This is a genomic window from Agrobacterium sp. 33MFTa1.1, from assembly GCF_004328495.1.
Classification (GTDB): Bacteria; Pseudomonadota; Alphaproteobacteria; order Rhizobiales; family Rhizobiaceae; genus Agrobacterium; species Agrobacterium pusense.
Window position 1 is genome coordinate 656,717 of the sequence record NZ_CP036359.1, and the last position, 26,393, is coordinate 683,109.

At 59.7% G+C, this 26,393-nt stretch carries 19 protein-coding genes and 2 tRNA genes; 6 read left to right on the forward strand and 15 right to left on the reverse strand.

Annotated features, from left to right (window positions below; genetic code table 11):
• Positions 1-5 precede the first annotated feature (5 nt).
• The 3 genes from EYD00_RS16865 (at position 6) to EYD00_RS16875 (ending at position 2,691) form a co-directional block, all read left to right on the forward strand.
• A complete protein-coding gene (locus EYD00_RS16865; RefSeq protein WP_004445681.1) occupies positions 6-959 on the forward strand; it encodes an acetyl-CoA carboxylase carboxyltransferase subunit alpha in 954 nt (317 codons plus the stop codon).
• Positions 960-1,150: 191 nt separating this feature from the next.
• Positions 1,151-2,446 (forward strand): L,D-transpeptidase family protein, encoded by a 1,296-nt coding sequence (locus EYD00_RS16870; protein ID WP_034497242.1) that lies wholly within the window; start codon positions 1,151-1,153, stop codon positions 2,444-2,446.
• The gene (locus EYD00_RS16875; RefSeq protein ID WP_034497244.1) at positions 2,443-2,691 is read left to right on the forward strand and encodes a sulfurtransferase TusA family protein; all 249 of its coding nucleotides are present in this window, start codon (positions 2,443-2,445) and stop codon (positions 2,689-2,691) included. Before EYD00_RS16870 ends, EYD00_RS16875 begins: the two co-directional genes overlap by 4 nt.
• A gap of 230 nt (positions 2,692-2,921) precedes the next feature.
• Here the strand turns inward: EYD00_RS16875 and EYD00_RS16880 are convergent, their stop codons facing one another.
• Together EYD00_RS16880 and EYD00_RS16885 are read right to left on the reverse strand one after the other, a co-directional pair.
• A complete protein-coding gene (locus EYD00_RS16880; RefSeq protein WP_034497247.1) occupies positions 2,922-4,064 on the reverse strand; it encodes a CobW family GTP-binding protein in 1,143 nt (380 codons plus the stop codon).
• A gap of 192 nt (positions 4,065-4,256) precedes the next feature.
• Positions 4,257-5,375, reverse strand: a complete 1,119-nt coding sequence (locus tag EYD00_RS16885) for a D-alanyl-D-alanine carboxypeptidase family protein (RefSeq protein ID WP_034497250.1) — start codon at positions 5,373-5,375, stop codon at positions 4,257-4,259.
• Positions 5,376-5,539: 164 nt separating this feature from the next.
• Here EYD00_RS16885 and EYD00_RS16890 point away from each other — a divergent pair, with 164 nt between their 5' ends.
• Both EYD00_RS16890 and EYD00_RS16895 read left to right on the forward strand, forming a co-directional pair.
• Positions 5,540-6,703, forward strand: coding sequence for a M20 aminoacylase family protein (locus EYD00_RS16890; protein WP_034497253.1), 1,164 nt, complete (start codon positions 5,540-5,542; stop codon positions 6,701-6,703).
• Between the two features lie 680 nt (positions 6,704-7,383).
• Positions 7,384-7,683 (forward strand): hypothetical protein, encoded by a 300-nt coding sequence (locus tag EYD00_RS16895; RefSeq protein WP_034497258.1) that lies wholly within the window; start codon positions 7,384-7,386, stop codon positions 7,681-7,683.
• A 117-nt stretch (positions 7,684-7,800) separates the two neighbouring features.
• Here the strand turns inward: EYD00_RS16895 and pbpC are convergent, their stop codons facing one another.
• The 6 genes from pbpC to EYD00_RS16925 all read right to left on the reverse strand — a co-directional run bounded on the left by pbpC (position 7,801) and on the right by EYD00_RS16925 (position 17,921).
• Positions 7,801-9,879 carry a penicillin-binding protein 1C gene (gene pbpC / locus EYD00_RS16900; RefSeq protein WP_034497260.1) on the reverse strand — a complete coding sequence of 693 codons (2,079 nt, stop codon included), beginning with the start codon at positions 9,877-9,879 and terminating at the stop codon, positions 7,801-7,803.
• Entirely contained in the window at positions 9,876-15,332 is a 5,457-nt protein-coding gene (locus EYD00_RS16905) for an alpha-2-macroglobulin family protein (protein ID WP_034497262.1), read from the reverse strand. Before EYD00_RS16905 ends, pbpC begins: the two co-directional genes overlap by 4 nt.
• A 119-nt stretch (positions 15,333-15,451) precedes the next feature.
• Positions 15,452-15,640, reverse strand: coding sequence for a Trm112 family protein (locus EYD00_RS16910; RefSeq protein WP_004445702.1), 189 nt, complete (start codon positions 15,638-15,640; stop codon positions 15,452-15,454).
• 10 nt (positions 15,641-15,650) lie between these two features.
• Positions 15,651-16,322, reverse strand: a complete 672-nt coding sequence (locus tag EYD00_RS16915) for an LON peptidase substrate-binding domain-containing protein (RefSeq protein ID WP_022563035.1) — start codon at positions 16,320-16,322, stop codon at positions 15,651-15,653.
• 67 nt (positions 16,323-16,389) lie between these two features.
• Positions 16,390-17,358: a thioredoxin gene (gene trxA / locus EYD00_RS16920; protein WP_034497264.1), complete on the reverse strand. Its 969-nt coding sequence runs from the start codon at positions 17,356-17,358 to the stop codon at positions 16,390-16,392.
• Between the two features lie 53 nt (positions 17,359-17,411).
• Complete coding sequence (locus EYD00_RS16925) at positions 17,412-17,921, reverse strand: prolyl-tRNA synthetase associated domain-containing protein (RefSeq protein ID WP_004445709.1); 510 nt, start codon at positions 17,919-17,921, stop codon at positions 17,412-17,414.
• Between the two features lie 254 nt (positions 17,922-18,175).
• On the opposite strand from EYD00_RS16925, the gene EYD00_RS16930 reads away from it, so the two are divergent.
• Positions 18,176-18,250, forward strand: a tRNA-Gly gene (locus EYD00_RS16930).
• Between the two features lie 28 nt (positions 18,251-18,278).
• Here EYD00_RS16930 and EYD00_RS16935 read toward each other — a convergent pair.
• The 7 genes from EYD00_RS16935 to EYD00_RS16965 form a co-directional block, all read right to left on the reverse strand.
• Entirely contained in the window at positions 18,279-18,734 is a 456-nt protein-coding gene (locus tag EYD00_RS16935; protein WP_131258886.1) for a hypothetical protein, read from the reverse strand.
• 50 nt (positions 18,735-18,784) lie between these two features.
• A tRNA-Met gene (locus tag EYD00_RS16940) sits at positions 18,785-18,861 on the reverse strand.
• A gap of 135 nt (positions 18,862-18,996) precedes the next feature.
• The gene (mnmA, locus tag EYD00_RS16945; RefSeq protein ID WP_004445712.1) at positions 18,997-20,193 is read right to left on the reverse strand and encodes a tRNA 2-thiouridine(34) synthase MnmA; all 1,197 of its coding nucleotides are present in this window, start codon (positions 20,191-20,193) and stop codon (positions 18,997-18,999) included.
• 205 nt (positions 20,194-20,398) lie between these two features.
• Positions 20,399-21,589: an OpgC family protein gene (locus tag EYD00_RS16950; RefSeq protein WP_022563038.1), complete on the reverse strand. Its 1,191-nt coding sequence runs from the start codon at positions 21,587-21,589 to the stop codon at positions 20,399-20,401.
• Between the two features lie 450 nt (positions 21,590-22,039).
• Positions 22,040-23,113, reverse strand: coding sequence for a Tim44 domain-containing protein (locus EYD00_RS16955; protein WP_022563039.1), 1,074 nt, complete (start codon positions 23,111-23,113; stop codon positions 22,040-22,042).
• A gap of 221 nt (positions 23,114-23,334) precedes the next feature.
• A complete protein-coding gene (serA, locus tag EYD00_RS16960) occupies positions 23,335-24,930 on the reverse strand; it encodes a phosphoglycerate dehydrogenase (RefSeq protein ID WP_003506257.1) in 1,596 nt (531 codons plus the stop codon).
• A gap of 83 nt (positions 24,931-25,013) precedes the next feature.
• The gene (locus EYD00_RS16965) at positions 25,014-26,192 is read right to left on the reverse strand and encodes a phosphoserine transaminase (RefSeq protein ID WP_022563040.1); all 1,179 of its coding nucleotides are present in this window, start codon (positions 26,190-26,192) and stop codon (positions 25,014-25,016) included.
• Between the last annotated feature and the right edge of the window lie 201 nt (positions 26,193-26,393).

Genomic DNA, 26,393 nt, shown 5'->3' on the forward strand with positions numbered 1-26,393 from the left:
ATCTCATGCACAATTATCTCGACTTCGAAAAACCTATCTCGGACCTTGAGGGCAAGATCATCGAGCTGAAGAAGCTTGCCGATGAAGACGAGAGCATAGACACCTCGGAGGAGATCAACCGCCTGGAATCGCGCGTCAACGATGCGATGCAGGACATCTATTCCAAGCTTAACGCCTGGCAGAAAACGCAGGTCGCGCGTCATCCGCAGCGTCCGCATTTCGTTGATTACGCCAAGGCGCTGTTTACGGATTTCACGCCGCTTGCCGGCGACCGCAAGTTCTCCGAAGACGCCGCCATACAGGCCGGCCTTGCCCGTTTCAACGGTCAGCCAGTCGCAATTATCGGCCAGGAAAAGGGCAATGACACCAAGAGCCGCCTGAAACATAATTTCGGCAGCCCGCGGCCGGAAGGTTACCGCAAGGCTATCCGCGTGCTGGAATTGGCCGACCGCTTCTCGCTGCCTGTCGTCACGCTTATCGATACCGCGGGCGCCTACCCCGGCGTCGGTGCGGAAGAGCGCGGCCAGGCTGAGGCCATCGCCCGCTCGACGGAAATGTGCCTGAACGTGAAGGTGCCGATCGTCTCCGTCGTCATCGGCGAAGGCGGCTCGGGCGGAGCCATCGCGATTGCCACCGGCAACCGCGTCTACATGCTGGAACATGCAATCTACTCTGTAATCTCGCCGGAAGGTGCGGCCTCCATTCTCTGGCGCGATTCGACCCGCGCCAAGGAAGCCGCGACCAATATGAAAATCACTTCGGAAGACCTGAAGTCGCTCGGCGTCATCGATGGTATCATTCCCGAGCCGATCGGTGGCGCGCATCGCGCGCCGGAAACCGTGATCAGCGCGACAGGCGACGTTATCGCCAAGGCGCTGGCCGATCTTTCCCAGCGCTCGGGCACGCAGCTTAGGGCCGAACGCCGCCAGAAGTTCCTGGATATCGGCCGTAATCTCTGAGGCGGCCTTAATTTCCGCCGCTATCGCCCCAACTCGGCCATAGTCCGGTCACATCAAAAGATGGATCGGCGGCCGCGGGGGCGGATCCGATTTGAGTTAAGAAGATGTAAACGGTTAATACCGTATTTAAATTGCACACGGAACGGTATAGAACTGCCGCCACTTCGTGCCATCGTCTTTCGGATCAGATCATGCGTTTGACACATTTTGCACTTCTTGCCTGTACCGCGCTCGTTCTCGCCGGTTGTAACGATACACTCGAAACCGTCGAACGTGATGTGTCGCACATCAAGAACAAGGTTGATTACCCGCTGTCTCCGTCCATTCTGGCCGAGATCGACAAGAAGGGCATGGACCGCACGTCGCCGATCATGATCCGTATCTTCAAGGAAGAAGGTGCGCTGGAAATCTGGAAGGCCAAGCGCGATAACCGTTTCGACAAGATTGCCGAATATCAAATCTGCGCATGGTCGGGAAAACTCGGCCCCAAGGTCAAGGAAGGCGACCGGCAGGCGCCGGAAGGTTTCTACAACCTGACGCCAGCCCATCTCAATCCGAATTCGAAATATTACCTCGCCATCAATACCGGCTTCCCGAACCGCTACGATGCTGCCAATGGCCGCAACGGCACCAACCTGATGATCCATGGCGCCTGCTCATCATCAGGCTGTTACTCGATGACGGATGCGCAGATTCTTGAAATCTACGGTTTTGCCCGCGATGCCTTCAAGGGCGGCCAGAAGACAGTTCAGCTGCAGGCATTTCCTTTCCGCATGACGGCGGAAAACATGGCCCGTCATCGCAAGAGCGAGCACCTCGAATTCTGGAAGATGCTAAAGGTCGGCTACGACAATTTCGAAGTGACCAAACGTCCGCCGGAAGTGAATGTCTGCGAGAAGAAATATGTCTTCAACCAGCAGGCGGAAGGTGGCAGCTTCAACGCGTCGGCCCAGTGCCCGCCCATGAGCACGCCGCCTGCACTCGTCAGCGCGCTTTCGAGCTATGAGAAGACCTACGATCTCGCCTATGAAAAGGCGATGAAGAAATATGAAGGCATGGCCTGGTACGACCCGAGCGAAGCCGAGCGCAAGGCGCTGGTGGCCGAAAAGCGCAAGGGCCGCGAACCCGCCTATGCCCCGACGGGCTCGGCGCTGAAGGCCGGCAAGCTGATGAAGGAAACGGAATATGCCGCGCTGATGGAGAAGAAGGCGCAGCAGGTGACATCGTCTTCGCCAGCGACCACCGCAACCGCCTCGGCGCTACGTGGCCCTCGCCCTTCGGCTAACCAGCCGGCCACGGCGCCGCAATCGAACCCGGCACCAGCTGCACCGACAATGGTTGCCTCGGCTACGCCTGCAGCAGGCCAGACTGGCGCTGCTGTGCAGAGCGTTCCGGTGCCAGCCATGAACCCGCTTGCCTATTCCGCAGCCCCGGCGCCGGAAGCACCGGAGAAGAAGCCCTTCTGGAAGTTCTGGGCCAAGGAATGACCGCAACAACCGAGATCGTCTATGATTTGAGGGGGCTTAAATGCCCCCTTCCGGTTTTGAGAAGCCGCAAGAAACTTGCAACGCTGAAGACGGGGGATGTTCTCACCGTCGAGACGACCGATCCTTTGGCGGTGATCGATATTGCACATATGTGCAATGAGGATGGGCATCGTCTGGTGGAGACGACGGCGCTGGATAAGGGCCATCGGTTTCGGATTGTGAAGGGTGGGAAAACCGACGTTTGACGGTGTCGCCGGTGGTTCACCCCCCTCTGTCCTGCCGGACATTTCCCCCTCAATGGGGAGATCAGTCGCTGTGGCCGCTCGTTCCCTCGCCAATATGCTCGCTGCGACCGTCGATGCGGAAAAGAGTATTCGGAGCAGGCCCCTTGTCGATCTCCCCCCTTGAGGGGGAGATGTCCGGCAGGACAGAGGGGGGTAAGCCACATCCCGCCCGGCCGCCATTCCATACTACTTCAAAACCGCAACCCCAAAACCGCCAAAGGGTTATCCGTCAGCGCCTGCCTGTCCGGCCGGTCAATACCCGGCGCGCTGGTGAAGGCAGCGAAGAGGTCCTTTACGAAAGCCTCCGGCAAATCCTTCGTAATCAGCACCATGCGCGTGCGCTGATCAGCGGGGTCCGGCCAGGCGGAAAGACGCTCCGGCGCGTGAAAAATCGTCTGCACGCCATGGAGCACCAACGGCCTGTCCGGATTGTCCGTGAGCTTTACGATGGCCTTCATGCGCAGAAGCTTTTCACCATGCGCCGAGCGCAGCAAATCCACAAACATGTCGATGGCCATTGGGCTTATCGGCTCGTCGTGTATGATCGAAAAGGAACGAATGGATGCATCGTGGCGGTTCACGTCGTGGTCATGGTGGTGGTGGTGATCATCGTGGTCGCCGTGATGGTGATCATGTGCATGATCATGGTGGTGGTGATCGTGCAGCGCCTCTTCGCCTAACCAACGGCTGACATCGGCAGTTTTATTGCCGGCATCGTAAAGGCCGTTATTGAGCAGATAAGCTGCGCTCCAGTCGGTTTTGTCACCGTCCTCGATGATCGCGCGCGGATTGAGCGCCTCTAGGCGGGCAGTCAATGCCGCAATCGTGGCGTCATCGGCGAGCGCTCGTTTCGTCACCACAAGACGATCGGCCACAGCCACCTGTTTCACGGCTTCCTGATGATTGTCGAGTGTGGAGAGGCCATTCACGGCATCCACCACAGTGACCATGCCAACCAGCACGAAATTCTGCGCAATGACCGGGTTACCCATGACCGACTGCATGACGGGAGCGGGATCGGCAAGGCCGGTCGTTTCGATGACCACGCGCTTCACCGGCTTCAGCTTGCCGGTCTGGATACCGTCCATCAGTTCCGCCAGCGTGTCCACCAGTTCGCCGCGCACGGTGCAACAAAGGCACCCTTCCGCCAGTTCTATAATGCCCTCGCCCGCGCTTTCGACCAGCATGTGATCGATGCTGACATCGCCGAATTCATTGATGATGATCGCTGCGTCGCTCATGTCAGGATCCTTGAGGAGCCGATTGAGCAGAGTCGATTTTCCGGCGCCGAGAAATCCGGTGATAATGGAAACCGGGATACGATCGCGAGACATGTCTGGCCTGTATGTTGATTGCCGCTTTGGGGAAGTCAGTTCAGGACGTAAAACCCGCAACGGCATGAAGCTAAAACAAATCGCCCGAGGCTGGAAGCCGCGAGCGCCACTGTAATATCATAACATGATCGATCTGCGAATAGCCAAATGGCAGGCGGCCGGGAGACCTCTCCCGGCACCTTCGCCTGTCCGTCAGAATGTGGGGCGCGGGATCGGGATCGGCACATTCGCCAATTGGCCCTTTGCGGCCGCGCCCTTGGGCGCATTAACCGCGACCGTCTCGCTGCCCGGTATAAGACCGGCAAAGGAATATTCCGGCGGGCGGGTCATTTCCTGCACATAGGGCGAATGGATGACCATGCGGCCGGCATCGTCGCGTCCCTCACTGCGGATTTTGGCCGCCTTCGGGTTGCATATTTCGGCGCTGATATCGTTGACCTCTGCGGTATCGCCATAAGGGGCAAGCGAGGCGAGCGAGACACCCTGACCGGAAGGAGACGTCAGGCCCATCTGCAGAAGATCGGCCGACTGGTCGGTTCGACCCGCGAGACTATCGGCACCCAGCACCACAGTGATGATCGAGCGGCCATTGCGCACGGCCGATGCCACCTGGTTGAACCCGGAAGCGCAGATAAAGCCGGTCTTCATGCCATCCGCGCCATCGAAGCGGCCAACCAGCATATTGAAATTGGCGTAATTCTTTTTGCCGGTGGTGACGCCCTCAAGCGAGAAATAATGCGCATATTCGGGAAATTCCCGCTTGATGATCAGCGCCAGCAGCGCGAGGTCGCGGGCCGTCGTGTACTGGCCCTTCCCCGGCAGACCATTGGGGTTCACGTAATGCGTGGAATTCATACCGAGGCGCTGCGCCTGCGCATTCATCTGCGCCACGAAATTATCCGTGTTGCCGCCGATGGTCTCCGCAATCGCGACCGCAATATCGTTGGCGGACTTGATCAGCAGCAGCTTCAGCGCGCTGTCCATCGTCAGTTTCTGGCCGGGCTTGAAATACATCTTGGAGGCGGGCTGGTCGGCGGCCTTCTTGCTCATCACCACTTCGGTCTGCGGGCTGATCTTGCCAGCCTTCATCTGCGAAAAGGCGATATAGGCGGTCATCAGCTTGGTCAGCGAGGCCGGATACCATTTGCGGAAGGCTTCTTGGTGCGAGATCACCTTGCCGGTTTTGACATCGACCACCATTTTCGGATTGGCATTGGCCACCGGGGCCGCGGCGACGACACCTGCGGTGATGATGGCAATGGCTGCGGAAAGCCGGCGGGCGGCGTTTGGCGATTTGAAAGTCTGTGGCAAGGCTAGTCCTCGAATTCCCGTCTTCAGTCGGGGAATGGCAATATTCACCATATATGTCCTAGCAATGGCAAAGTACATTGATTACGTCAATTATGCGGCGCACTATCCACCACGGAGGATGGAGTTTTACGACACGCCGTACCGATGAACCCAGGAATGAACGAATGCCGATTTTGAACAGAGCCGCCGAACTCCAGCGGGAAGTCAGCGAATGGCGGCATCACCTGCATGAAAATCCAGAGATTTTGTATGATGTCGACAAAACCGCGGCCTTCGTCGCGGAGAAGCTGAAATCTTTCGGCGTTGACGAAATCGTGACCGGTCTCGGCCGCACCGGCGTCGTCGGCATCATCAGGGGCAATCTTCCAGGCAATCGCACCATCGGCTTCCGCGCGGATATGGACGCGCTGCCCATAGTCGAGGAAACCGGCAAAGCCTGGGCATCGAAAACGCCCGGCGCCATGCACGCCTGCGGCCATGACGGCCACACCGCGATGCTTCTCGGCGCGGCGAAGTACCTCACCGAGACCCGCAATTTCGCGGGCTCGATCGCTGTCATTTTCCAGCCAGCGGAAGAAGGCGGCGCCGGCGCGCTCGCCATGGTCGAAGACGGCCTGATGGAGCGTTTCGGCATCGACGAAGTTTACGGAATGCACAATATGCCGGGCATTCCGCTTGGCGCCTTCGCCATCCGCAAGGGCGGCATCATGGCGGCACCGGACAAGTTCTCAATCACGGTCAAGGGCCGAGGCGGCCATGCGGCCCAGCCGCATCGCACGATCGACCCCATCACCATCGGCGCGCAGATCGTAGGCAACCTGCAGATGATCGCCTCACGCAATGCCGATCCGATCCGCTCCGTTGTCGTCTCGGTCACGCGATTTCAGGCCGGCTCCAGCCACAACATCATTCCCAACGAGGCGCTGATCGCCGGCACCGTGCGCAGCCTCGATGAGACAGTGCGCGATCTCGCCCAGGAACGTATCAAGCAGATGGCGGAAGGCATTGCGCTTGCCAATGGCGCGGAAGCCGAAGTCGTCTATGAGCGCTATTGCCCGGTGACCTTCAACCACGCCGCTGAAACCGACCACGCTATCCGTGTGGCCCGCGATGTGGTTGGCGAACCGAATGTAGACCCCGATGTCGATCCCTCCATGGCAGGAGAGGATTTCTCCTTCATGCTGAAGGAAAGGCCCGGCTGCTTCATCTTTATTGGCAATGGCGATTCGGCCGGGCTCCACAATCCGGGTTATGACTTCAACGACGAAGCCATCGCCTACGGCATCTCCTATTGGGTGAAACTTGCAGAACAGCGCCTGACGAGCTGATGTCAGGCCAACGCGAAGAAAGCGGAGGACGAGATCAACCGCGATGAAGAACGCGGTTGATCCGCCGGCTGGGTCAGGTTAAAGAGCAATTCAGTGTCCACGTAGCTCAGCAGGATAGAGCACAGGATTCCTAAGACAAATTGGGGGTTGCGTCCGGAAACGACGCAATCGATCTGCTCAAAGTCGGGGAAAGCTTCGCTGGTCTTCCAGCATGCCAATCCCGAGCCAAGCTCCGGAGAAATCCGGTGAAGGTGTAGAGACTGGATGGGCAGCACCTAAAGGCCTCACGGCCCATGGTGAAGGGACAGTCCAGACCACGAACGCCCTTCCCAACAAGGCAGGGCGGCGGCGAAAGCCGAAGCGGTATGAATCCTGGGGTCGGAGGTTCGAATCCTCTCGTGGACACCATTTCCTGAAAATTTTTTAAAATCAATGACATAAATCAGATAGCCACCAGCAGACAGCTGGTCCGGGCGCGAGAAGTAGAGCGTATTCTTTGCCAGCCTGGTCGCCTGCAATTGGCAAATATCAGATCGACCGACATAATAGCGTTTCCTCCTAGAACACAGAAAGTTCAAAGCTTCGTAAGGGAACGTTGAAAGCCCGCGATCGCTTCCTATTTCCTATCAGTGACGACGAGGCGCCTGTCGAAGTGGGTCGCGCGAGACGAGGGAGATTTGATGATCGACGAATATGGTCCATATGTGCAGATGTCCACGCTTGGAGAACAGATGGCTGCCTGCTACCAGACGGATGCAAATCTCGCGCTGGAACCGCATCTGGCGCATTACATGGACGAGGTGGAGGTGAATATAGCCGCCGACAGCTTCAACCATGTTGGCTTCCTGAACAGGATCAGCAGCCGGTTGCAGGTGACGCTGGCGGCAACGACCAATCAAAGACGCCGGGAGTTTCTGCAAGCGATTGTGGCTTCGCTTCAGGAGCGGATCGACCGCCATTCGTTCGATGTGGCTCAATAGGATTGGACCGGTCATCTCCCCGCGGTTGACCGGCTTGCCGCACTTGGTTGACGAGACGGTCACAAGGCCTGTCTTACAGGAGCCCTCGGCAGCGTTGTTGACTTGGACGCGCCGTCGTCATTCGACGAAAATCCGGACACTCGACGCACGGCCATCGGCGTCAATCACCGTGAGTGTGGAAAACCCCTGCCCTTCCGGGCGCCATTCACTGCTGCGACGGTGGGATGCATCCGGCAGAGGCAAACCGTTGGCGAGCCAGCGGAAGGGTGCACGCCCGCCCTGGAGCTTCAGCACCAGTGGCGAGATGCCCGACTGGCCGGAAAGCTCCACCCGCGCGCCCTCGGGCGGATAAACGATGCGCGGGGCGCTTTCACGTCTTGAAGCCGAAAGCAGGCCGTTTGCGGTCGTCGTGAAACGCCGCTGGTTTGCCGGAAGGTCGGCCACGCTCACGCGCGCGACGCCGGAGGGTGCTGCCGGCATTGGCGTGATGGCCACGCCCGATTTTTCAAAGGCCTCGAAGAGGATGGGAGCGGCCGTCGCATAACCGGCAATACCCGGCACGGCGCCGTTATCGGCGCGGCCGACCCAGACGCCGACCACGTGCCGCCCGTCATACCCGATCGACCAGGCGTCGCGGTAACCGTAGCTGGTGCCGGTCTTGTAGGCGATGCCGCGCTGTTTCATGCCGAGTGGCGGCAGCACGCCGGACAGGATGTCCGAAACGTTCCAGATTGCGGCATCGGAAAACAATCGGTCGCCTTCCAGTCGTTCCGGGGCGGAGCGGACGCCATCACCGAGGCGTACCGGACCGTCGCCACCTGTTAGCCCGGCATAAAGCTGGACAAGATCGACAAGCGAAATACCGGCGCCTCCGAGAGCAATGGCGAGCCCGGGTGCTTCGTTGCCGGGCAACGCGAGTGTGACGCCAGACCGCCGGAACCGAACCATCAGCGCCGATGGGCTCACCGCGTCGAGCAATTTCACGGCGGGCACGTTGAGCGACAGTTGCAGCGCCTGCCTGATGCTGACATCGCCCTGATAATGCATGTCGAAATTGCGCGGCCGGTAACCGGAAAAATCAGCCGGGCGATCCTCGATGATGGTCTCCTGACCGATCAGGCCATCCTCAAAGGCGAGGCCATAAATGAATGGCTTGAGGGTCGATCCGGGCGAGCGTACCGCGCGGCTCATCTCCACGAAACCCCTCCTCGCGGTATCGAGATAATCCGCCGAGCCGACCTCCGCCAGAATATCCCCGCTCTCTGCGTCGGCCATGACGATGGCGACGGATACCTTATCGCCGATTTTTCCTGCTGCATGGCGCGCCACGCCTTCCAGTTCCCGCTGGATCGAAAGCTTCAGAGTCGAGTGTATTTCCGCAGCATTGGGGAATTTCGCACGCGCGGCAGCAGCCATGTGCGGTGCTAGCGCCGGCAGATCGCGCCGACTGGTCGGAACGCCCGCAAGCGTCGCCCGTTCCGCTTCGCCCTCACCCACGACACGTTCGACGGCAAGCCTCTGCAAGACCCGTTCCCTTGCCTGTCTCGCCGCCTCGGGATACCTGTCCGGGCGACGCCTTTCCGGCAATTGCGGCAGGGCGACCAGAAGGGCAGCCTCGGCCGTGTCGAGCCTTCCCGGCTCCTTGCCGAACCAGGCGAGGCTGGCCGCGCGTATGCCTTCGAGATTGCCGCCATAGGGCGCGATATTCAGATAAAGATCGAGGATATCCGCCTTGCTGAGCCGCCGTTCGATTTGAATAGCCCGCAGGGCCTGAAGAAGCTTTGCCGAGAAGGAGCGGTCGGCGCGTGGCTCGACCAGCCGCGCCACCTGCATGGAAAGCGTCGAGGCGCCGGATACGATCCGGCCGTTGCTCACCAGTTGCCACGCGGAACGCAGCAAGGCCCAGGGATCGATACCGTGATGGTCGTAAAAGCGTTGGTCCTCATAGGCGACCAGCATCCGCAGGAACTGCGGATCGACTTCGGCCGCCTTGGTGTCGAGCCGCCAGCGGCCATCCGGTGTTGCGAAGGCACGCAGCAACTTGCCGTCGCGGTCCAACACCTCGAAGGATCGCTGCCGCGCTGCCTCGAGCGGCGGCGGGTAGGCCTTGTCCAGCGCATCCAGACCGAAGGCCGCACCGCCAATAAGCAATGCGGCCATAACGAAGCCGACGATGACAGCTTTTTTCCGCCTCATGGGGTCGCCGAACGCACCTCCATGCGGCCGGTTGCGGTGCGAGCGGCAAATTGCGGCCGGTACATATCCTCAACAGACGCCGCCGGATGATCATAAGTACCGGGAGTGACCGCGCGGACGACATAGGCCAGCGCAATTTCCGAACTGTCCCCTGCCGAGCGATCGAAGGCCGCCACAAAACGGTCGTAGCGGAATTCTGTATGCGCCGCCTCCGTTTCCGGCAACCAGTCGAAATTCGACAGTTCGGCCGAATTGACGAGGCTCGGATTGTCGATCTCGAAACCGGAAGGCAGTAGATCCGTCACCAGAATGCGCGACTGCCAGTTATTTTGCGGCACCACGTTCAGAACCACGACATAACGTTCGTTCTGTGTGACGTCGCTCGGGTTTACCTCTTCACCGTCCATGGAGTAATAGGTGCGGGTGATGGTGAAGCCTTCGCCGCCGGCAGCGAGCGGCTGAGCCGGCGGGGCCACCGTAGTGACAACGGCCGTGACCGAATCAGCCGAGGCATTGGCGATCTTCAGCGGTGCGGCCAGCAACTCGTCGCCGCTCATCCGCTTCCCGAAACCGCCGGTCTGCAGATCACCGTTTACATCGAGACGGATATCCTTGTCCTCGCCTTTCACGGCCCGGGCGGCCAGCAGCATCCATGCCTGCTCCTGTGTGCTGGTATAGGGCTTCTTTTCCCATTCCCTTGCCACGGCACCGGCAAGCTGCGGCACGACGGCCGGAACCGGACGGCTTTCCGCCGCCAGCGCCAGCGCCGCCGCACCGTCGCGAAGGGCCGAGCCGTAATCGGCGCGGGCGAAGCTGACATTGGTGGCGCGGCTGGCCATGTCGAGCGACGCACCGAACACGGTCTTCGAACGGGTTTGGTCGCCGTAAAGCGAAAGGGCTGCGGCAACCTGCGCCTTGGCAAGCGGCGTCGGGAAATCGGCAAGCGCAGTATCGGCGTAATAACGCAGATCGTTGATCGCCGCCTTGCGGTTGCGCGCCAGCACATAAAGCGAATAGGCGATCTCGTTGCCGCGATCCTTGACATTGCTGTCATAGGACAGGCCGTTCTGCAGGTTGTTCAACGCCTGCACCATGGCCGCTTCGGGGACATCATACTTCTGCTCGCGCGCGCGGGTCAGGAAGTCGGTAATATAGGCATCGAGCCACAGATCGCCGTAACCCGGCGACCAGAGGCCGAAGCTGCCGGAACTCGACTGGAAGGACAGCACGCGGTAGACCGCTTCCTGAACCCTCTTACGGGTGTCGGGATCTTCAGCCATGCCGCTGTCCTTCGTCAGTTCCGAGACGTAAAGCAGCGGCAGCGCGCGGCTCGTCGTCTGTTCGGCGCAGCCATAAGGATATTTGTCCAGCATCATCACCAGCGCCGGGATATCGAAAGCGGGCGAGCGCGTGACATTAACGGCGACGGACGAGCCGAGGAGCATGCTGTCGGCCAGAAGATCGCCATTGATCGTCAGGCTGCTGTTCGGCGCAATCTTGATTTCGCGCCGCGTCGTGACTGGAAGAACGGCCGGGCGCACCGGAATGTTCAGAACCTGCTCAAGCGAGACACCTGCCGCATTGGAGACCTTGATTGTGATCGCGCCATTGCCGGGCTGTTCGCCCGTCAGCGGAACGGTCAAAGACGACTTGCCGCCCTTTTGCAGCGCAAGTGTCTGCGACACTTCACCCTGATCGACCGTCAGAGCCGTATTGCTGGTCACATCCAGCCGGTAGTCGCCGGCGTCGCCATCCGTATTGGCGATATCAAGCCGCAATTGCGAGATATCGCCGGGGGCGAGGAATTTCGGCGCGCTGGCCGTTACCACGACGGGATCGCGAATGATGGCATCGGAAACCGCATGTCCCACGCCGGTCTTCGTCCAGGCAACCGCCATGATGCGGGCCGTCCCGTTGAACTGCGGAATATCGAAGCTCACAGTCGCCTTGCCGTTAGCGTCGAGTTCGACCGGACCGGCAAAGAAGGCCACAAGCTTTTCCGTGGGCGGGCTGCCCTGAAGGGCCGCCCCGCCGCCATCACCGCCGGTGCGCAGCCGGCCGGTGGCGCCAAGCGAGCCGTCAATCAGGCGGCCATACAGGTCGCGGATTTCCAGTCCCAGCCGGCGCTGGCCGAAATACCATTCATCCGGCTTCGGCGGCTCATAGCGGGTGAGGTTCAAGATGCCGACATCGACCGCCGCAACGATGGCGTAGGCCTTTTCGCCCACACCAGCCCCCGCAACCGTGATCGGAATTTCGAGCGGCTGGCGCGGCAGCGTCTTCTGCGGCGCGCCGAGTGTGACGGCAAGCTTGCGCTCGGCCGGATCGACGGCAAGCCACTTGATGCCGATGGCGCGCATGGGCATACGGCTTTCCTGCGCGTCGCCGGGGCGGAACAGCGTCGCCGTCACATAAGCGCCAGCGCCCCATTCCTCGGTGACCGGAATGTCGATCTCGCCGCCCTCTTCGCCGATCTCGGCATTCTGTACCGCAATCAGCTTTTCCGAACCGGACGTTATCATCAATTCACCGGCGAAACGTGAGGAGACCTTGAGTTTGGCCGTATCGCCGATCTTGTAGCTCTGTTTGTCCAGCGCGATTTCCAGCGCATCCGGCGTTTCCGTCGAGCTTGCCTCGACATAGAAACCGGCATCGAATTCGACACTAGAAACCGGTGCGCCATTACCCGCACCCTCCACTTCCAGCCGGTAGCGGCCCCAGGTGACCGGCACGGAAATTTCGCCGCCATTGGCGTCGACCGAAAGCGTGCCGGTTTCCTGCTGCTTGGTGTATTCCACGGGCTCATAACGCCAGGAATTACCCTGACGATACCATTGATAGTTACGCTCTACCTTGATGAGCTTCCAGGTCAGGCCATTCATCGCCTGTTTGGCACCATCGGCACTGACACCGATGATATGGAAACGTCCAACGGAGTTCTGGGCGAGATCGCCGGAAAACTGCGGCTTGATGCCAATGACGGATGCTTCCGCCCTGATGGGCAGCGCCAGCGAGCGTTCCACGGCGCGGCCGCCGGCTTCGCGCATGCGCACGGTGATGTTGGCGGAGAGAAGCTGCGTTGTGGATGGCAGATCGGTGAGATCAACGTTGAAGCTCGCTTTGCCCTCTTCATCCAGGACCGGCAGATCGGCAAGCGTCGTGCGGTTTTCCTCTTCGCTTTCCTCGTCGGCCAGGCCGAAGAAATACCCTTCGAAATCGGCGCTGGTGCGCATCGGCTTGATCGCGACCTCTCCTTCCAGCGTCAGGCCGGCAGCGGGCGCGCCATAAAGATAACGGCCATCAACGTCGATTGCCGTTTCTGCGCCCGGATCGATCTGTTTTGCCTTGCTCGAGAGGTCAAACTCGGTGCGGTCAGGCACAAAATCATCGACAAGGAAGCTCTTTTCGCTGATCGCAGCCGTTTTCGGGTCGGTATGGATGCGCAATGTCCAGGTGCCGCGCATGGCATTTGCCTGCAACGGCAGATCCACCGCATGACCGCCAAGCGCCTTGCCGTCGCTGACAAAGCGCCGGTCTTCCACCCCGTCAGGGCGTGAGAAAATGAAAGTGAGCGGCAGGTCCTCGATTGCCTTGCCGTCAACGTCACGGGCCAGGGCTGCGGCATGCACGGTCTCGCCGGCACGGTAGATGCCACGTTCGGTCCAGCTGAACACGTCGATAGCACCGGGTGCTGCACGTCCCGTCACGCCGCGATCCGAAAGATCGAAGCCTGCACGGGTCATATCGAGGAACACGTAATCCTCATCGCCGTTGCGCGCGGTCAGGATGGCAGGCGCCTGAGCCGCCGTGCCGCGCATCAGGCCGGCAGAGAACACCGCGCGTCCGTCCGCATCGGTTTTCGCGGTGCCCAGCACCTCGTTGTTCTTCGCCAGGAGCTGCAGATCCACGTCCGCAAGCGGCTTGGCGCTGCCGAGTGCACGGACAAATACATTCAAACCGTCCGTTCCGGCATAGGTGGTGATGCCGGTATCCGACACGAGGAACCATTGGGTGGCGCGCGAATCCCAGGTTTCCGGCGCCGTGCCCGGCGGCACGGCAGTCAGCACATAGATGCCCGGCTTGCGCTCCGGCAAGGCCTCATCCACTGGAAAACTCGTGACCACATCCTTGTTGAGATCGGGCTGGATATCAATCGAGCCCTGCCAGACAAGCTCGCCGATTTCGTTTTCGATACGGTCGGCATTGTAACCGTCCATCTGCGTCAGAAACTGCGAATTTGCCAGCAGCGCGGTGATATTGCGGTCACCGACGCGATAAAGCTTCAGGTCGGCCTTGTCGGCATTCACAGAGACAATCGGAATGCCACGGCGCGCACTGCCCGGCAGCACGAAATTCTCGCCGGTGAAGCGCACGCTGGCCGTGCGGTCACGCACGTAAATATCGAGATTGACCTGTTTTTCCAGCGGCTCTTCCACGGAAGACGGCAGGCCGGCGCGCAGTGCGATCTTGTAGCGCTGGCCATGGGTCAGGCCTTCGACGCAAATTTCGCTGCCCTTCGCCTCGATGGCCTTAGGAGCTGCCCCATCCAGCGTGATGAAGGAAGAATAATCGACGCCATTCTTCACCAGCGGTTCGGAAAACTGCACGCAGGCGCGCGGGCTTACGCTGTCCGTATCCACCGTATTGTTGATGACGCGAAAACCCTGGCGCGTGCGCAGGTCGGCATAGGCCGCCTTTGTCTGTGAATCGTCGGTAAGCGCAAGGCTTTCCTTATAGGCATTGAGGGCTGCGCGATAATTCTGGGTTCTTTCAAATGCCTTCGCCAGCCGGTTCAGGGCTTCGGTGCGGGCGCTGACTGTTCGGCTCAGCTGATAGGCATTGATGGCGGCAGACGCCGCCTGCCCTGCGATCGAATAATTATCGGTGACCTGCGCCGCCGTTTCGGAAAGCTCCGCCCAGAGCGCGCCGTCGTCTGGCGTGATCGCAAGGGCCTGCTTATAGGTCGTAACCGCATCGGGAATATTGCCCCCGGCCGCCTGCTGCCGCGCCGTCTGTACGAGGGCTTCCACGCCTTGCCCGCCCTCACCGTCATTCGCCGCAAGGCCGGATTTCATTCGGCGCGCTTCCTGCTGCAGGCTGTCAGTGACGAAGGACAGGCGCTGCGGCGCGCCGATATCGGCTTCCGTCGCCACTTCGACAATCTTGCCCGCAACCGCACCGGGGAAGGCGTTCAGCTGATTGAAATCAGATTTGAGGAAGCACCATTTCACCTTTGGATTGTAGGTAAAGGCCTTGCAGGATGTGTCCCCGGCGCAAATCTCGCCACATTGCTCCAGCGAGACGTTTTGCTCCGTCCTGAGATCGAAGCCGAAATAATCGCCATTTTGGGTGGTCACGACCTTGCGGGAGGGTTCCGCCGCCATGGCTGGCGCAAAAATCATGGCGGCCGAGACCGCAACCAGCGAAATCCGGACGAGCGCGCGCAACGACATCAGTTCTCTCCCCGCAACAGACATGTCGGGCGGGACTCTGGTCAAATCCACGCATGGTTGTCAACGCATCTTCGTCAATTCGCGCCATGACAATCTGTGGAGAGTAAAAGAAGCTGCGATTAGTCCTCTATTTTACGCGCTTCCGAGATGAGCATGATCGGCACACCGTCACGAATTGGATAAGCAAGCCGCGCATTTTCGGAGATGAGTTCATTGCGGGCACGGTCATAGGAAAGGCGGCCCTTCGTCAAAGGGCAGACAAGCAATTCGAGAAGCTTCGGATCGACGTTGTTCATCCTGTCGTCCATGGCGGCGATCCTACTGCAGCACGTTGCCGCCCTCACCCGATCCTTGGGCAAGAACGATCTCGGTGATGGCGATCAATGTTTCGGCCCGCGTCTTCAGATCGGGCGCTTCCAGCAGCGCCTGTTTTTCGGCGGGTCCAAAGGGAGACATCATGGAAAGCGAATTGACCAGAACACGGTTGCCGGCCCTTTCCACACTCTCCCAATCCGCTTCCAGCTGGTTGGCATCCAGAAACGAGCGGAACACCCGCAGCAGGTTTTCACGGTCCACGGCCTCCTCATCGTATTCGCCGGAAAGATCGGCGATGAAGGGCGCGTGACGGAAACTGCGATAGGGCTTGCCGGCCTCCACCTCCTCCAGCAGACGGAAACGGCACACACCGGTGAGCGAGATGATGTAACGGCCATCGCCGGTTTCGGAAAAGGAGGTGATGCGGCCAAGGCACCCAACCGCACTCAACGGCCCGCCCTCTAGGCCCGATTCAATGACATGAAGGGCTGGCTGCACCATGCCGATGAGACGGTGACCCGCCAACGCCGTGTCGATCATGGCAAGATATCTTGGCTCGAAGATATTGAGTGGAAGATGGCCTTCCGGCAACAGAAGAGCACCGGGAAGGGGAAAAACCGGCACGGTTTCCGGCAGGTCGTCGCTCTTCACATATCTTGCATTTCCGACATGCATGGGAATCAAGCCCCCTGTTCACTGCTGCCGGCCGGCGGATCAACCGCCTGGCCGGGATATGCCCGCATTAAGAAAACAGTATCGACGAAAGCTTCCGGCGGCCCGCGACGGTCGCCGGATCCTTAAAGCCCCAGGCCTCGAAAAATTCGAGAAGCTGGCGGCGCGCGCCGTCGTCGTCGAAGGTCCGATCTTTACGCATGACGTAGAGCAGATGATCCGCCGCCTCGTCGCGCCGGCCCTGCGCATTCAGCACCTTCGCAAGCTTAACCCGTGCCTCGTGTCGATCCGGGTCGGCTGCCAGTTCGCTTTCCAGCGCCACGGGATCGCCGATCTTGCGGGCTTCCTCATATTGCGCGATCTTTTTCGAAACGAGCTGAATGCCCGAATCCTCATTGAGTTCCGCCGGCAGTGACGACAGCAATTCACTGGCCCGCTCATATTGTCCCGCGGCGATCATGCACTCGGCAATGCCGGCAATCGCTGCGGGGTTTTCCGGATCCGCCTGCATGACAGCGCCAAAGAGCTGTGCTGCGCCGTTGAAATCGCCATCGGCCAGAAGCTGTTTCGCTTCGGTCAGAACGGCCTCGATCTCCGCCTTGGGATCGCCTGCATCAGGGCCGGCAATCTTTTCGATGAATTGCTTGATCTGGCTTTCCGGCACCGCGCCCATGAAGCCGTCGACCGGCCGGCCATCGGCAAAAGCGACGATTGCCGGAATGGACTGGATGCCGAGTTGGCCGGGAATGGACGGGTGGTCGTCAATGTTCAGCTTCACGAGCTTCACGCGGCCATTCGCTTCGTTGACGACTTTCTCGAGCACGGGCGTCAGCTGTTTGCACGGGCCGCACCAGGGCGCCCAGAAATCCACGAGAACTGGCTGACGACGTGACTCTTCGAGAACGTCCTTGGAGAAACCAGCCGTCGTTGTGTCCTTGATGTGTCCGGAGGACGCACCATTCAGCTCGCCACTATAGTGCGCGCTTGCGGACATCTGCCCGCCGTAGGAACCGCCGTAAGGATTATTCGTGTCGCTCATGCCGGTCTCCCGTAACCTCTGTCATATGTCTTGATTGAAGCAAAGATCGTATCTCACTCGCTGACTTTCAAGACAAGCGGCGTATGTCCGGTCGCCTCGAGAAAGCGAATGAGATCCGCGGATGCGATTGTCGTCGTCTGATCGTTGGAGAGCGGGTGGCCATTGACAAGTTCGTTTTCCAGCAGCGCGCTATCCAACACAAAAGTGACCTGCCGGTCCGTGTCGTTGATTGCGCCGAACACCGTGACCGAACCCGGCACCACACCCAGATATTCGAGCATTTTTTCCGGCCGGCCGAAGGACACGCGGCTTGCCGCACCGATGATCTTATGGACGCTTTTCAGATCCACCACCGCGTTTTCTTCCACGGTCAGAACGAAGTACTGGTCCTTCTTGTCCTTTACAAAGAGGTTCTTTGTGTGGCCCCCAGGGATCAGGTCGCGCAATGACTGCGATTCCGCGACGGTAAAGACAGGCTCGTGCTGTTTCGTGGTGTGCGAAATTCCGAGCCCATCGAGAAATTCGAACAGCTCCGCTGCCGTCTTGCGAGAATTCTCCGCCATATGCTGCCACCTGCCTCTGCCGATTCCATTGTCGTTGCGTCATGATTAAGGGGGCAGCCGCCTATTGGCAACGCGGGAAAAATCGGCTGCAGGAAAAATTATCAATCTTTTCCGCCGCTTGTCGCATTTCTCAAAGAAATTTTCGCGTTTTTGTCATTTCCCTGTTGCATTCCAAAATCGATTGAGCGATATAGCGCCCGTCGCCGCTTCGGCGGCCCACGGTTCAGCATACTACCCCGGACCGGTGGATTTGAGCGGGTGTAGCTCAGGGGTAGAGCACAACCTTGCCAAGGTTGGGGTCGAGGGTTCAAATCCCTTCGCCCGCTCCAGTTTCCCAAGTCATGATCTTCCGGATGTTTATTTTTTCGCAGCGGCGGTTTTCGTTGCGGCGTCACCGGCTTCATATTGTCTGTGTACGAGCGGTACAAAAATCGTCCCCCGGGCGGAACCTATATCGAGGATGGCCGTTTGAACGCCGAGGCTCCTAACCTCAGTTCCCTCTGATTGCCCGCTGCCAGCGGGCATTTTTTTACCCTCTTTAAAGTCGCCACCTGCGCCCGCCCCTTTGAAACTACGGGTGAGAGCCCCGTCATACGCGGCTGAATGGCAGAACAACCCTGTCACCAGCAACAATATGACGCCTTGATCTTGCCATATTTCATTCAGTGTGCTTTTGTGCAGCCGCCCTTGTGGGAGGGGGTAGAGGTTGAGGCCCGCTGGCTGCATTTTAGCAGTAGCGGGTTTCCCTTTTTTTGGGCGAGATTCGCCGGCAAAGGCGTCTGATCCATTGCTATTTGCCGCTGAGACAAGCAACGAACTCCCGCGCTGCACGGTGAGGTATGGTTTTTTCGTATGAAGAAAAGTGGTAGCGGGAGAGGGACTTGAACCCCCGACACGCGGATTATGATTCCGCTGCTCTAACCACCTGAGCTACCCCGCCACAGGGGAAACGTGACAGTCATGTGACCGGCTGTTCCATCAGGATGAGCGGCTTATAAGGTGCCGCTCCCCAAAGTGTCAAGCGCAAGATGCGCAAAAAATTCGCTTTCCGCATCGCTGCAAAAAGCGAGTGGTTTCAGGCGGCAACCGGCTTTTCCAGAAGCGCCTTGAGCGACGCCTCGGCCTCCGCCGAGCGCTCGGACCGTTCAATGAAACCGCCGCCGTACACGCGGGCATCCGCGCCCGGCGCGGAATAAAGCACGCAGGCCTGACCGGGCGCGACACCCGCCTCTCCGGTCATCAGGTCCACATAGATACCATTCTCATCCGCATGCAGCACTGCCTCCGTCGGAGGACGGGTGGAACGCACCTTGGCGAAGCAGGCGAAGCCCTGCCCGGCGTCAACGGCCAGGTCGCCATCACCCAGCCAGTTCATGTCACGAAGATAGACGCGGCGGGTTTCCAGCGCCTCACGCGGGCCAACGATGACCCGGCGGCCACGCGCATCGAGATGCACGACGTAAAGCGGCTCGCCCGTCGCAACACCGATACCGCGGCGCTGGCCGATCGTATAATGCACGATGCCATCGTGGCGGCCGAGCACACGCCCGTCGAGATGCACGATATCACCCGCCAGAGCCGCATTCGGCTTCAGCTTGTTGATGATATCGGTATATTTGCCCTGCGGCACGAAACAGATATCCTGGCTGTCGGCCTTTTTGGCAACGACAAGCCCCATTTCTTCCGCTAAAGCCCGCGTTTCGGCCTTGGAGAGGCCACCGAGCGGGAAGCGCAGATAATCGATCTGTTCCTGCGTGGTTGCGAACAGGAACCAGCTCTGGTCGCGGTCGCTATCGATCGGCCGATAGAGCGCGCGGCGGCCCGCCTGACCGGGAACGGGGTTGGGCCGCGAACGGATGTAGTGGCCCGTGGCCAGCGCATCGGCACCCAGTTCCTGCGCGGTCGCTAGAAGATCGGCGAATTTTACCGTCTGGTTGCAGGCAACACAGGGAATGGGGGTCTCACCCATTGCATAAGCTTCCGCAAAGGGGTTGATGACGGTTTCGCGGAACCGCGCTTCATAATCCAGCACGTAATGGGGGATGCCCAGCGTTTCGCAGACCCGGCGCGCATCGTCGATATCCTGGCCGGCGCAACAGGAGCCGGCGCGGTGCACGGCGGCGCCATGGTCATACAGCTGGAGGGTGATGCCGAGGACATCGTAGCCCTCGCGCTTGAGGATACCGGCCACAACAGAAGAATCGACGCCACCGGACATGGCGACAACGATCCGGGTATCTTCCGGCCTCTTGTCAAAATCGAGCGTATTCACGTTTTTTCCCATCGTCAGTCATAACGGGGGTAAAGGCCCCGCCGCCTGTCGGTCATCCGCCGCAAGAAACCTTGCCCACCAAACGGGCCGTCCTGTCTCGCCATACCGCGGATTTAAGGGCTGCATATAGAAAGGAATGGCTTCACACGCAAGTACGGGGCGGAAAACCGCCCCGTAAAGCCGTCTGATTCCCTTGTAGAGGGCTTCAGGCACCAGCCGTCTTCTGGCCGCTGCTGCCGAACCACTTGTCGCGCTCCCGCCACAGGGCGGGCATGGCCAGCAATCCGATGGCCGTGAAGGCGATCAGCGTCTTGTTCAGCTGCGACAGTTCGGCCGTGCGTCCATCGAGATAATAAACGCCGTAGACGATCGCCACGTGCCACACATAGACCTGCAGCGAGTGGCGGCCGAGCAATTGCAGGAACTTCAGCGACAGCACCCAGATAACGCCTTCGGCGATGGAGCGCACGAGCGGGCGGTGGTGATGCGGTCCGGCAATCACGAGCCAGGTGAGGCCAACGCCGACGGCGAGGAAGTTGATGAGGTAGACCGGGCCGAAATCGGCGCGGATTTCCATCGTCGAAAACTTGCCCATCATGAATTCCGGCATCAGACCCCACGCGGTAGCGATGCGGAGCGGCATGAAGAACAGGCAGATGACAAGCGCGGCCTTCGGCAGCCAGGTGTGCTCCGGGGAGAAAATCTTCTTCCACGGAATGCGGTTCTGCGCCGTCATAGCACCCATCACCAGCGCCGAGTAGAACACCAGCTGCCAGCCGAGCAGGTTGAAGCTGACGCGAATACCCTGTTCGTCCGCGCCCTTGACGAGTTCATTGAGAGGCGTCGTCACAATCTGCTGCAGGCCAAGCTGTCCCGCCATCCAGACCAGCAGCGAGCCGGCCATGACATAGGCCCATTTGCCATCGAGGCAGAGCTTCACCAGGACAGGCGCGAAAATCATGTAGACAATATATTGCGGCAGAATGTCCATGAAGGTCGGCTGGAAGAGAAATGTCGCAATTGCCGCCAGACGCAGCGGATCGTCGAAAGACGTCATGCCGAGCCAATTGTACCAGATATAGGGCGCATGCGGGATGATCATACGGAAGAACAGAACGGCGATGACGAGACCCATCGCATAACGATAGAGTTCCAGCGCGCGGTTCCAGATCATCTGTTTACCGGCGTCATAGCCATATTTCATCATCTTGCGCGCGTATACCATGCCGATCAGCAGGCCGGACAGGAATACGAAGCCCTGCGCGTCCTCGACAAAGGCGAACTGACGATGGTTGATTTCCACCAGCCAGAAGCCGCCGGCAAACACCAGATGGTTGATCAGCATGAAGACGAGGAAGTAACCACGCATCCCGTCGATCAGGTCAAAGCGTTTCATTTCGATAGCTCTCCGTTCTCGCGGGCCGTGCATTGCCCGGCCACCCAGCCCGGCCTGCGAGATGCCGGGAATTGGATTGTCAACGCGCTTTTGCGGCTGAGGTTCCGCTCCCAAAGCGGTTTAGAACCGGCACAAAAAGTCACATTGACGTGTACGCCCTGTGGTTAGGACGCGGGGACTGAATGCCAGATGAATGAAAAAAGGCAATTCCGTGAAGCGGATGAGCCATGCACCAAGGACATACCGAGGCAAACAAGCCTCAAGGCCTTGCATGGCAGGGGAAAGCCGAATCCGCCGCGCGTGGCTGGCGGATATATCACCCGCAAGATCTCCCAATCTTTTTTGGCGGCATTCCGCCATGCTTTTTAGGAAGCTTTATCGAACGAAACGAACAAAGGCCCGGCGGTGAAGCGACCGCCGGGCCTTATCCGTTTAAGAGGCTCTGATTCGTCAGGCGGCGGCCTGGATGGCGGCGACCTGCCAGTTGTCGTTGCCGGGGCGGCGGACAAAGGTCCACATTTCCACCGATTCGGACGGATGTTGCTCGTCACCTTCGATCACCTTGCCAGAGGTGCGGTCGCGCATCACGTCGATGGCAGAGTAGCGCATCGCGACTGTCGCGTAGTCCTGCCCTTCTTCGTGCCATGCTTCAGCGACATCGCCCTGCAGTAGCGTCACCTCGCGCACGTCGTTTTTCACACCGCTGGTCGCGTTATCGCTGAGTTCTTCAGCGAGATATGACATGGCTTCGGGCGTCGTCAGTTTGCGCAATGTGCCATAATCCTCGGCGGCATAGGCAGCCTGCACGTCTTCCAGCATTTTCTGGAACGTCTCGAGGTCGCCCTGCGTGATGCCGATTTCGTCGCCTTCCGAGATGGCGTTGGCGTGGGGCGTGGGCTTTGCCGTTGCGGCAGCAGCAGCCGCTCCGCCCGCAGCGCCGGCCATCGCGCCGATCTTCGGGATCTTGAACGAGGATGCGGCCGGACCCGCCTGCGAACCGCCATTATAGGAGGAGCCGGAATGATCCGTGCGGTGCGAGCCGTTGGCCGATCCATAAGCGGGCTGGCCCTGACGGCGCGACGCGAAGAAACGCATGGCGAGCATGACCAGAAGGCCGATCAGCGCAACCTGCAGCAACATGCCGAAGAAACCGGCCATGCCGCCGAAACCACCACCCAGAAGCATGCCGAACAGACCGCCCATCAGAAGGCCGCCCATCAGACCACCCATCATGCCGCCGAAGAGGCCACGATTTTGTTGCGGCGCCTGTGCGCCAGGACGTGCCGGCTGAGCAGCGCCAGGAGCTGCCTGGTTGGTGTTGGGCGTCATGCTGCGGTTAATCGGCGCGGTCTGGCCGGGCGCAGTGCTGGTCGAAGGCGGAGCGGAGTAGGTCCGCGTGCCACGGCTGCCGAAACCGCCGCTGGCGCGACGTGCTTCTGCCATATCAACCGCCACAAAAGAAACCGCGATACCAAGCGCGGCGACTGCGAACAAACCCTTGAAGCGCCGAAAGGCAGCAAACATCGTTATCTCCTATTGGCCGCCCTCCCATGAGCGGCATCTCAACAGGCCATATAGCAACTCATGATCATCATTTTTAGACCGCTCGGCTTAAATTTTTTGTGATATGCAACCAAGGCGTGAGGCGCGTGAAATCTGCCGCAATTCGAAAGCTGGAAAAACAAAAACCGGCACAGGGTTTCCCCTGCACCGGTTCCTATTGTCCCCTTGGGAGGAACGATAGATCAGTCGACGTTGAACGTCAGCGGCTTGACCTGGCGGATGGCGGGGTTGGCGCGCAGCTTGTCCAGCACCTCTTCGGAAACCGGACCGTCGACATAAAGCAGGGCGATGGCGTCGCCGCCTTCCTTTTCACGTCCAAGCTGGAAGTTGGCGATGTTGACGCCAGCCTCGCCGAGCGTGGTGCCCATGAAGCCGATCATGCCGGGAACGTCGGTATTGGTGATGTAGATCATGTGCGATCCGACATCGGCATCCATGTTGATGTTCTTGATCTGGATGAAACGTGGCTTGCCATCCGAGAACACCGTGCCGGCAACCGAGCGGATCTGGTTTTCCGTCTTCACCGTTAACTTGATGTAACCGTCGTAAACGCCGGTCTTGTCGCGCTTGACCTCGGAAAGGATGATGCCTTTCTCCTTGATCATGACCGGGGCCGAAACCATGTTCACGTCGGCAACCTGACTCCGGATGAGGCCGGCCAGCAATGCACTGGTCAACGCCTTCGTGTTCATGTTGGCGGTTGCACCGTCATAAAGGATTTCGATTTCCTTGGTGGCGCTTTCCTGTACCTGGCCGACGAAAGACCCGAGAACATCCGCGAGACGGATGAAGGGCTTCAGACGCGGCGCTTCCTCAGCCGTGATCGACGGCATGTTGATGGCGTTGGACACGGCACCCTTGACGAGGTAATCCGACATCTGCTCGGCAACCTGCAGGGCAACGTTTTCCTGTGCTTCCGTGGTCGAAGCGCCAAGATGCGGCGTGCAGACGACGTTAGGAAGGCCGAAAAGCGGGCTCTCGGTGGCGGGCTCGACTTCGAACACGTCAAAACCGGCACCGGCGACATGGCCGGACTTGATGGCTTCCGCAAGGGCAGCTTCATCCACCAGACCACCACGGGCGCAGTTGACGATACGTACGCCCTTCTTGGTCTTGGCAAGGTTTTCAGCGTTGAGGATGCCGCGCGTCTTGTCGGTCATCGGCACATGCAGGGTGATGAAATCGGCCTGGGCTAGCAACTCGTCCAGCTCAACCTTGGTGACGCCCATTTCCTGCGCGCGCTCCGGCGACAGGAAGGGGTCGTAGGCGAGAACGTGCATCTTGAGGCCAAGTGCACGCGAGCAGACGATCGAACCGATGTTACCCGCACCGATGACGCCGAGCGTCTTGCCGGTGATCTCGACACCCATGAACTTCGACTTTTCCCACTTGCCGGCCTGCGTGGAGCTGTCGGCTGCCGGAAGCTGGCGGGCGACGGCAAACATCAGCGCGATCGCGTGTTCTGCCGTCGTGATGGAGTTGCCGAATGGCGTGTTCATGACGATGATACCGCGGCGCGAGGCGGCCGGGATGTCAACATTGTCGACGCCGATGCCGGCGCGGCCGATGACCTTGAGGTTGGTCGCGGCTTCGATCAGCTTTTCGGTTGCCTTGGTGGCAGAGCGGATGGCCAAGCCATCGTAATTGCCGATGATTTCAGCAAGCTTGTCCTTGTCCTTGCCGAGCTTCGGCTGGAAATCGACTTCGACGCCACGATCACGGAAAATCTGGACGGCGGTTTCCGACAGTTCGTCGGATACGAGTACGCGAGGTGCCATGGTTCACGGGCTCCTTGAAAAACGGTGCAGTTTTGAAAGCGGGAACTATGCGGCCCTGCATCAGCGCAGGGCCGGTATCAAAATCAGGCGGCAGCCTTGGAAAGTGCTGCCTTCTGCGTCTGGTAAGCCCAGGTGAGCCAGGGCATGACGGCTTCCATATCAGCCGTCTCGATGGTGGCGCCGGCCCAAATGCGCAGACCGGACGGGGCGTCGCGGTAAGCGCCGATATCGAGGGCGACATTTTCCTTTTCGAGCAGGGCGACGACGCCCTTGGCAAAATCGGCCTGTGCCGCGGCATCCAGCGCCTGGACCTCGGGATCAACGATCTTGAGGCAAACAGACGTGTTGGAGCGAGTTTCCGGCTTCACGGCCAGGTTGGCGATCCAGTCGTTCTTCTCGATGAAGTCGTAGATAACCTTGGCATTGGCATCGGCGCGGCCGATCAGCGCCTTCAGGCCACCGAGATTCTTTGCCCAGAGCAGCGCGTCGATATAATCTTCAACGCAGAGCATGGACGGCGTGTTGATGGTTTCACCGGTGAAGATGCCTTCGATCAGCTTGCCGCCGGAAACCATGCGGAAGATTTTCGGCAGCGGCCATGCCGGTGCGTAGCTCAAGAGACGCTCAACGGCGCGCGGCGACAGGATGATGACGCCATGGCCGCCCTCGCCGCCGAGAACCTTCTGCCAGGAGAAGGTGACGACGTCGAGTTTCGTAAAGTCCATATCCTGCGCGAAAGCCGCCGAGGTGGCGTCGCAGATGGTCAGGCCCTTGCGGTCGGCGGGAATGAAATCGGCGTTGGGAACACGAACGCCAGAGGTCGTACCGTTCCAGGTGAAGACCACGTCGCGGTCGAAATCGACTTCGGCAAGGTTCGGCAGCAGACCGTAATCGGCCTCGAACTTGCGAACGTCCTTCAGCTTCAGCTGCTTGACGACGTCGGTGACCCAGCCGGCGCCGAAGCTTTCCCAGGCGAGCATATCGACGCCACGTTCGCCGAGCAGCGACCAGAGCGCCATTTCAACGGCGCCGGTGTCGGATGCGGGAACGATACCGATGCGATAATCGGCGGGAACATCAAGAACTTCACGGGTGAGATCGATAGCCTGCTTCAGCTTGGCTTTGCCAACCTTGGCGCGATGCGAGCGACCGAGCGGCGCATCGGAGAGAGCATCTAGCGACCAACCGGGGCGCTTCGAGCAGGGACCAGAGGAAAAATGCGTATTGCCCGGACGGACGTCCGGCTTCACGATATCTGTCATTTGACTACCCTTCCAGATAGGCGCTCCACGTTAGGGTGGAGTGTCCTGACGCCGTTGCTATTCCTGTCGCCGATCCCAGTCAAGCGGAATATGTCGCTACGCAGAAGAATCTTGGTCCATATGCGTCATGTCCCTTGCCACATGCCGATAAAACAAAACCGCCCGCACCCGGAGGATGCGGACGGCCCGAAACTATCAGGT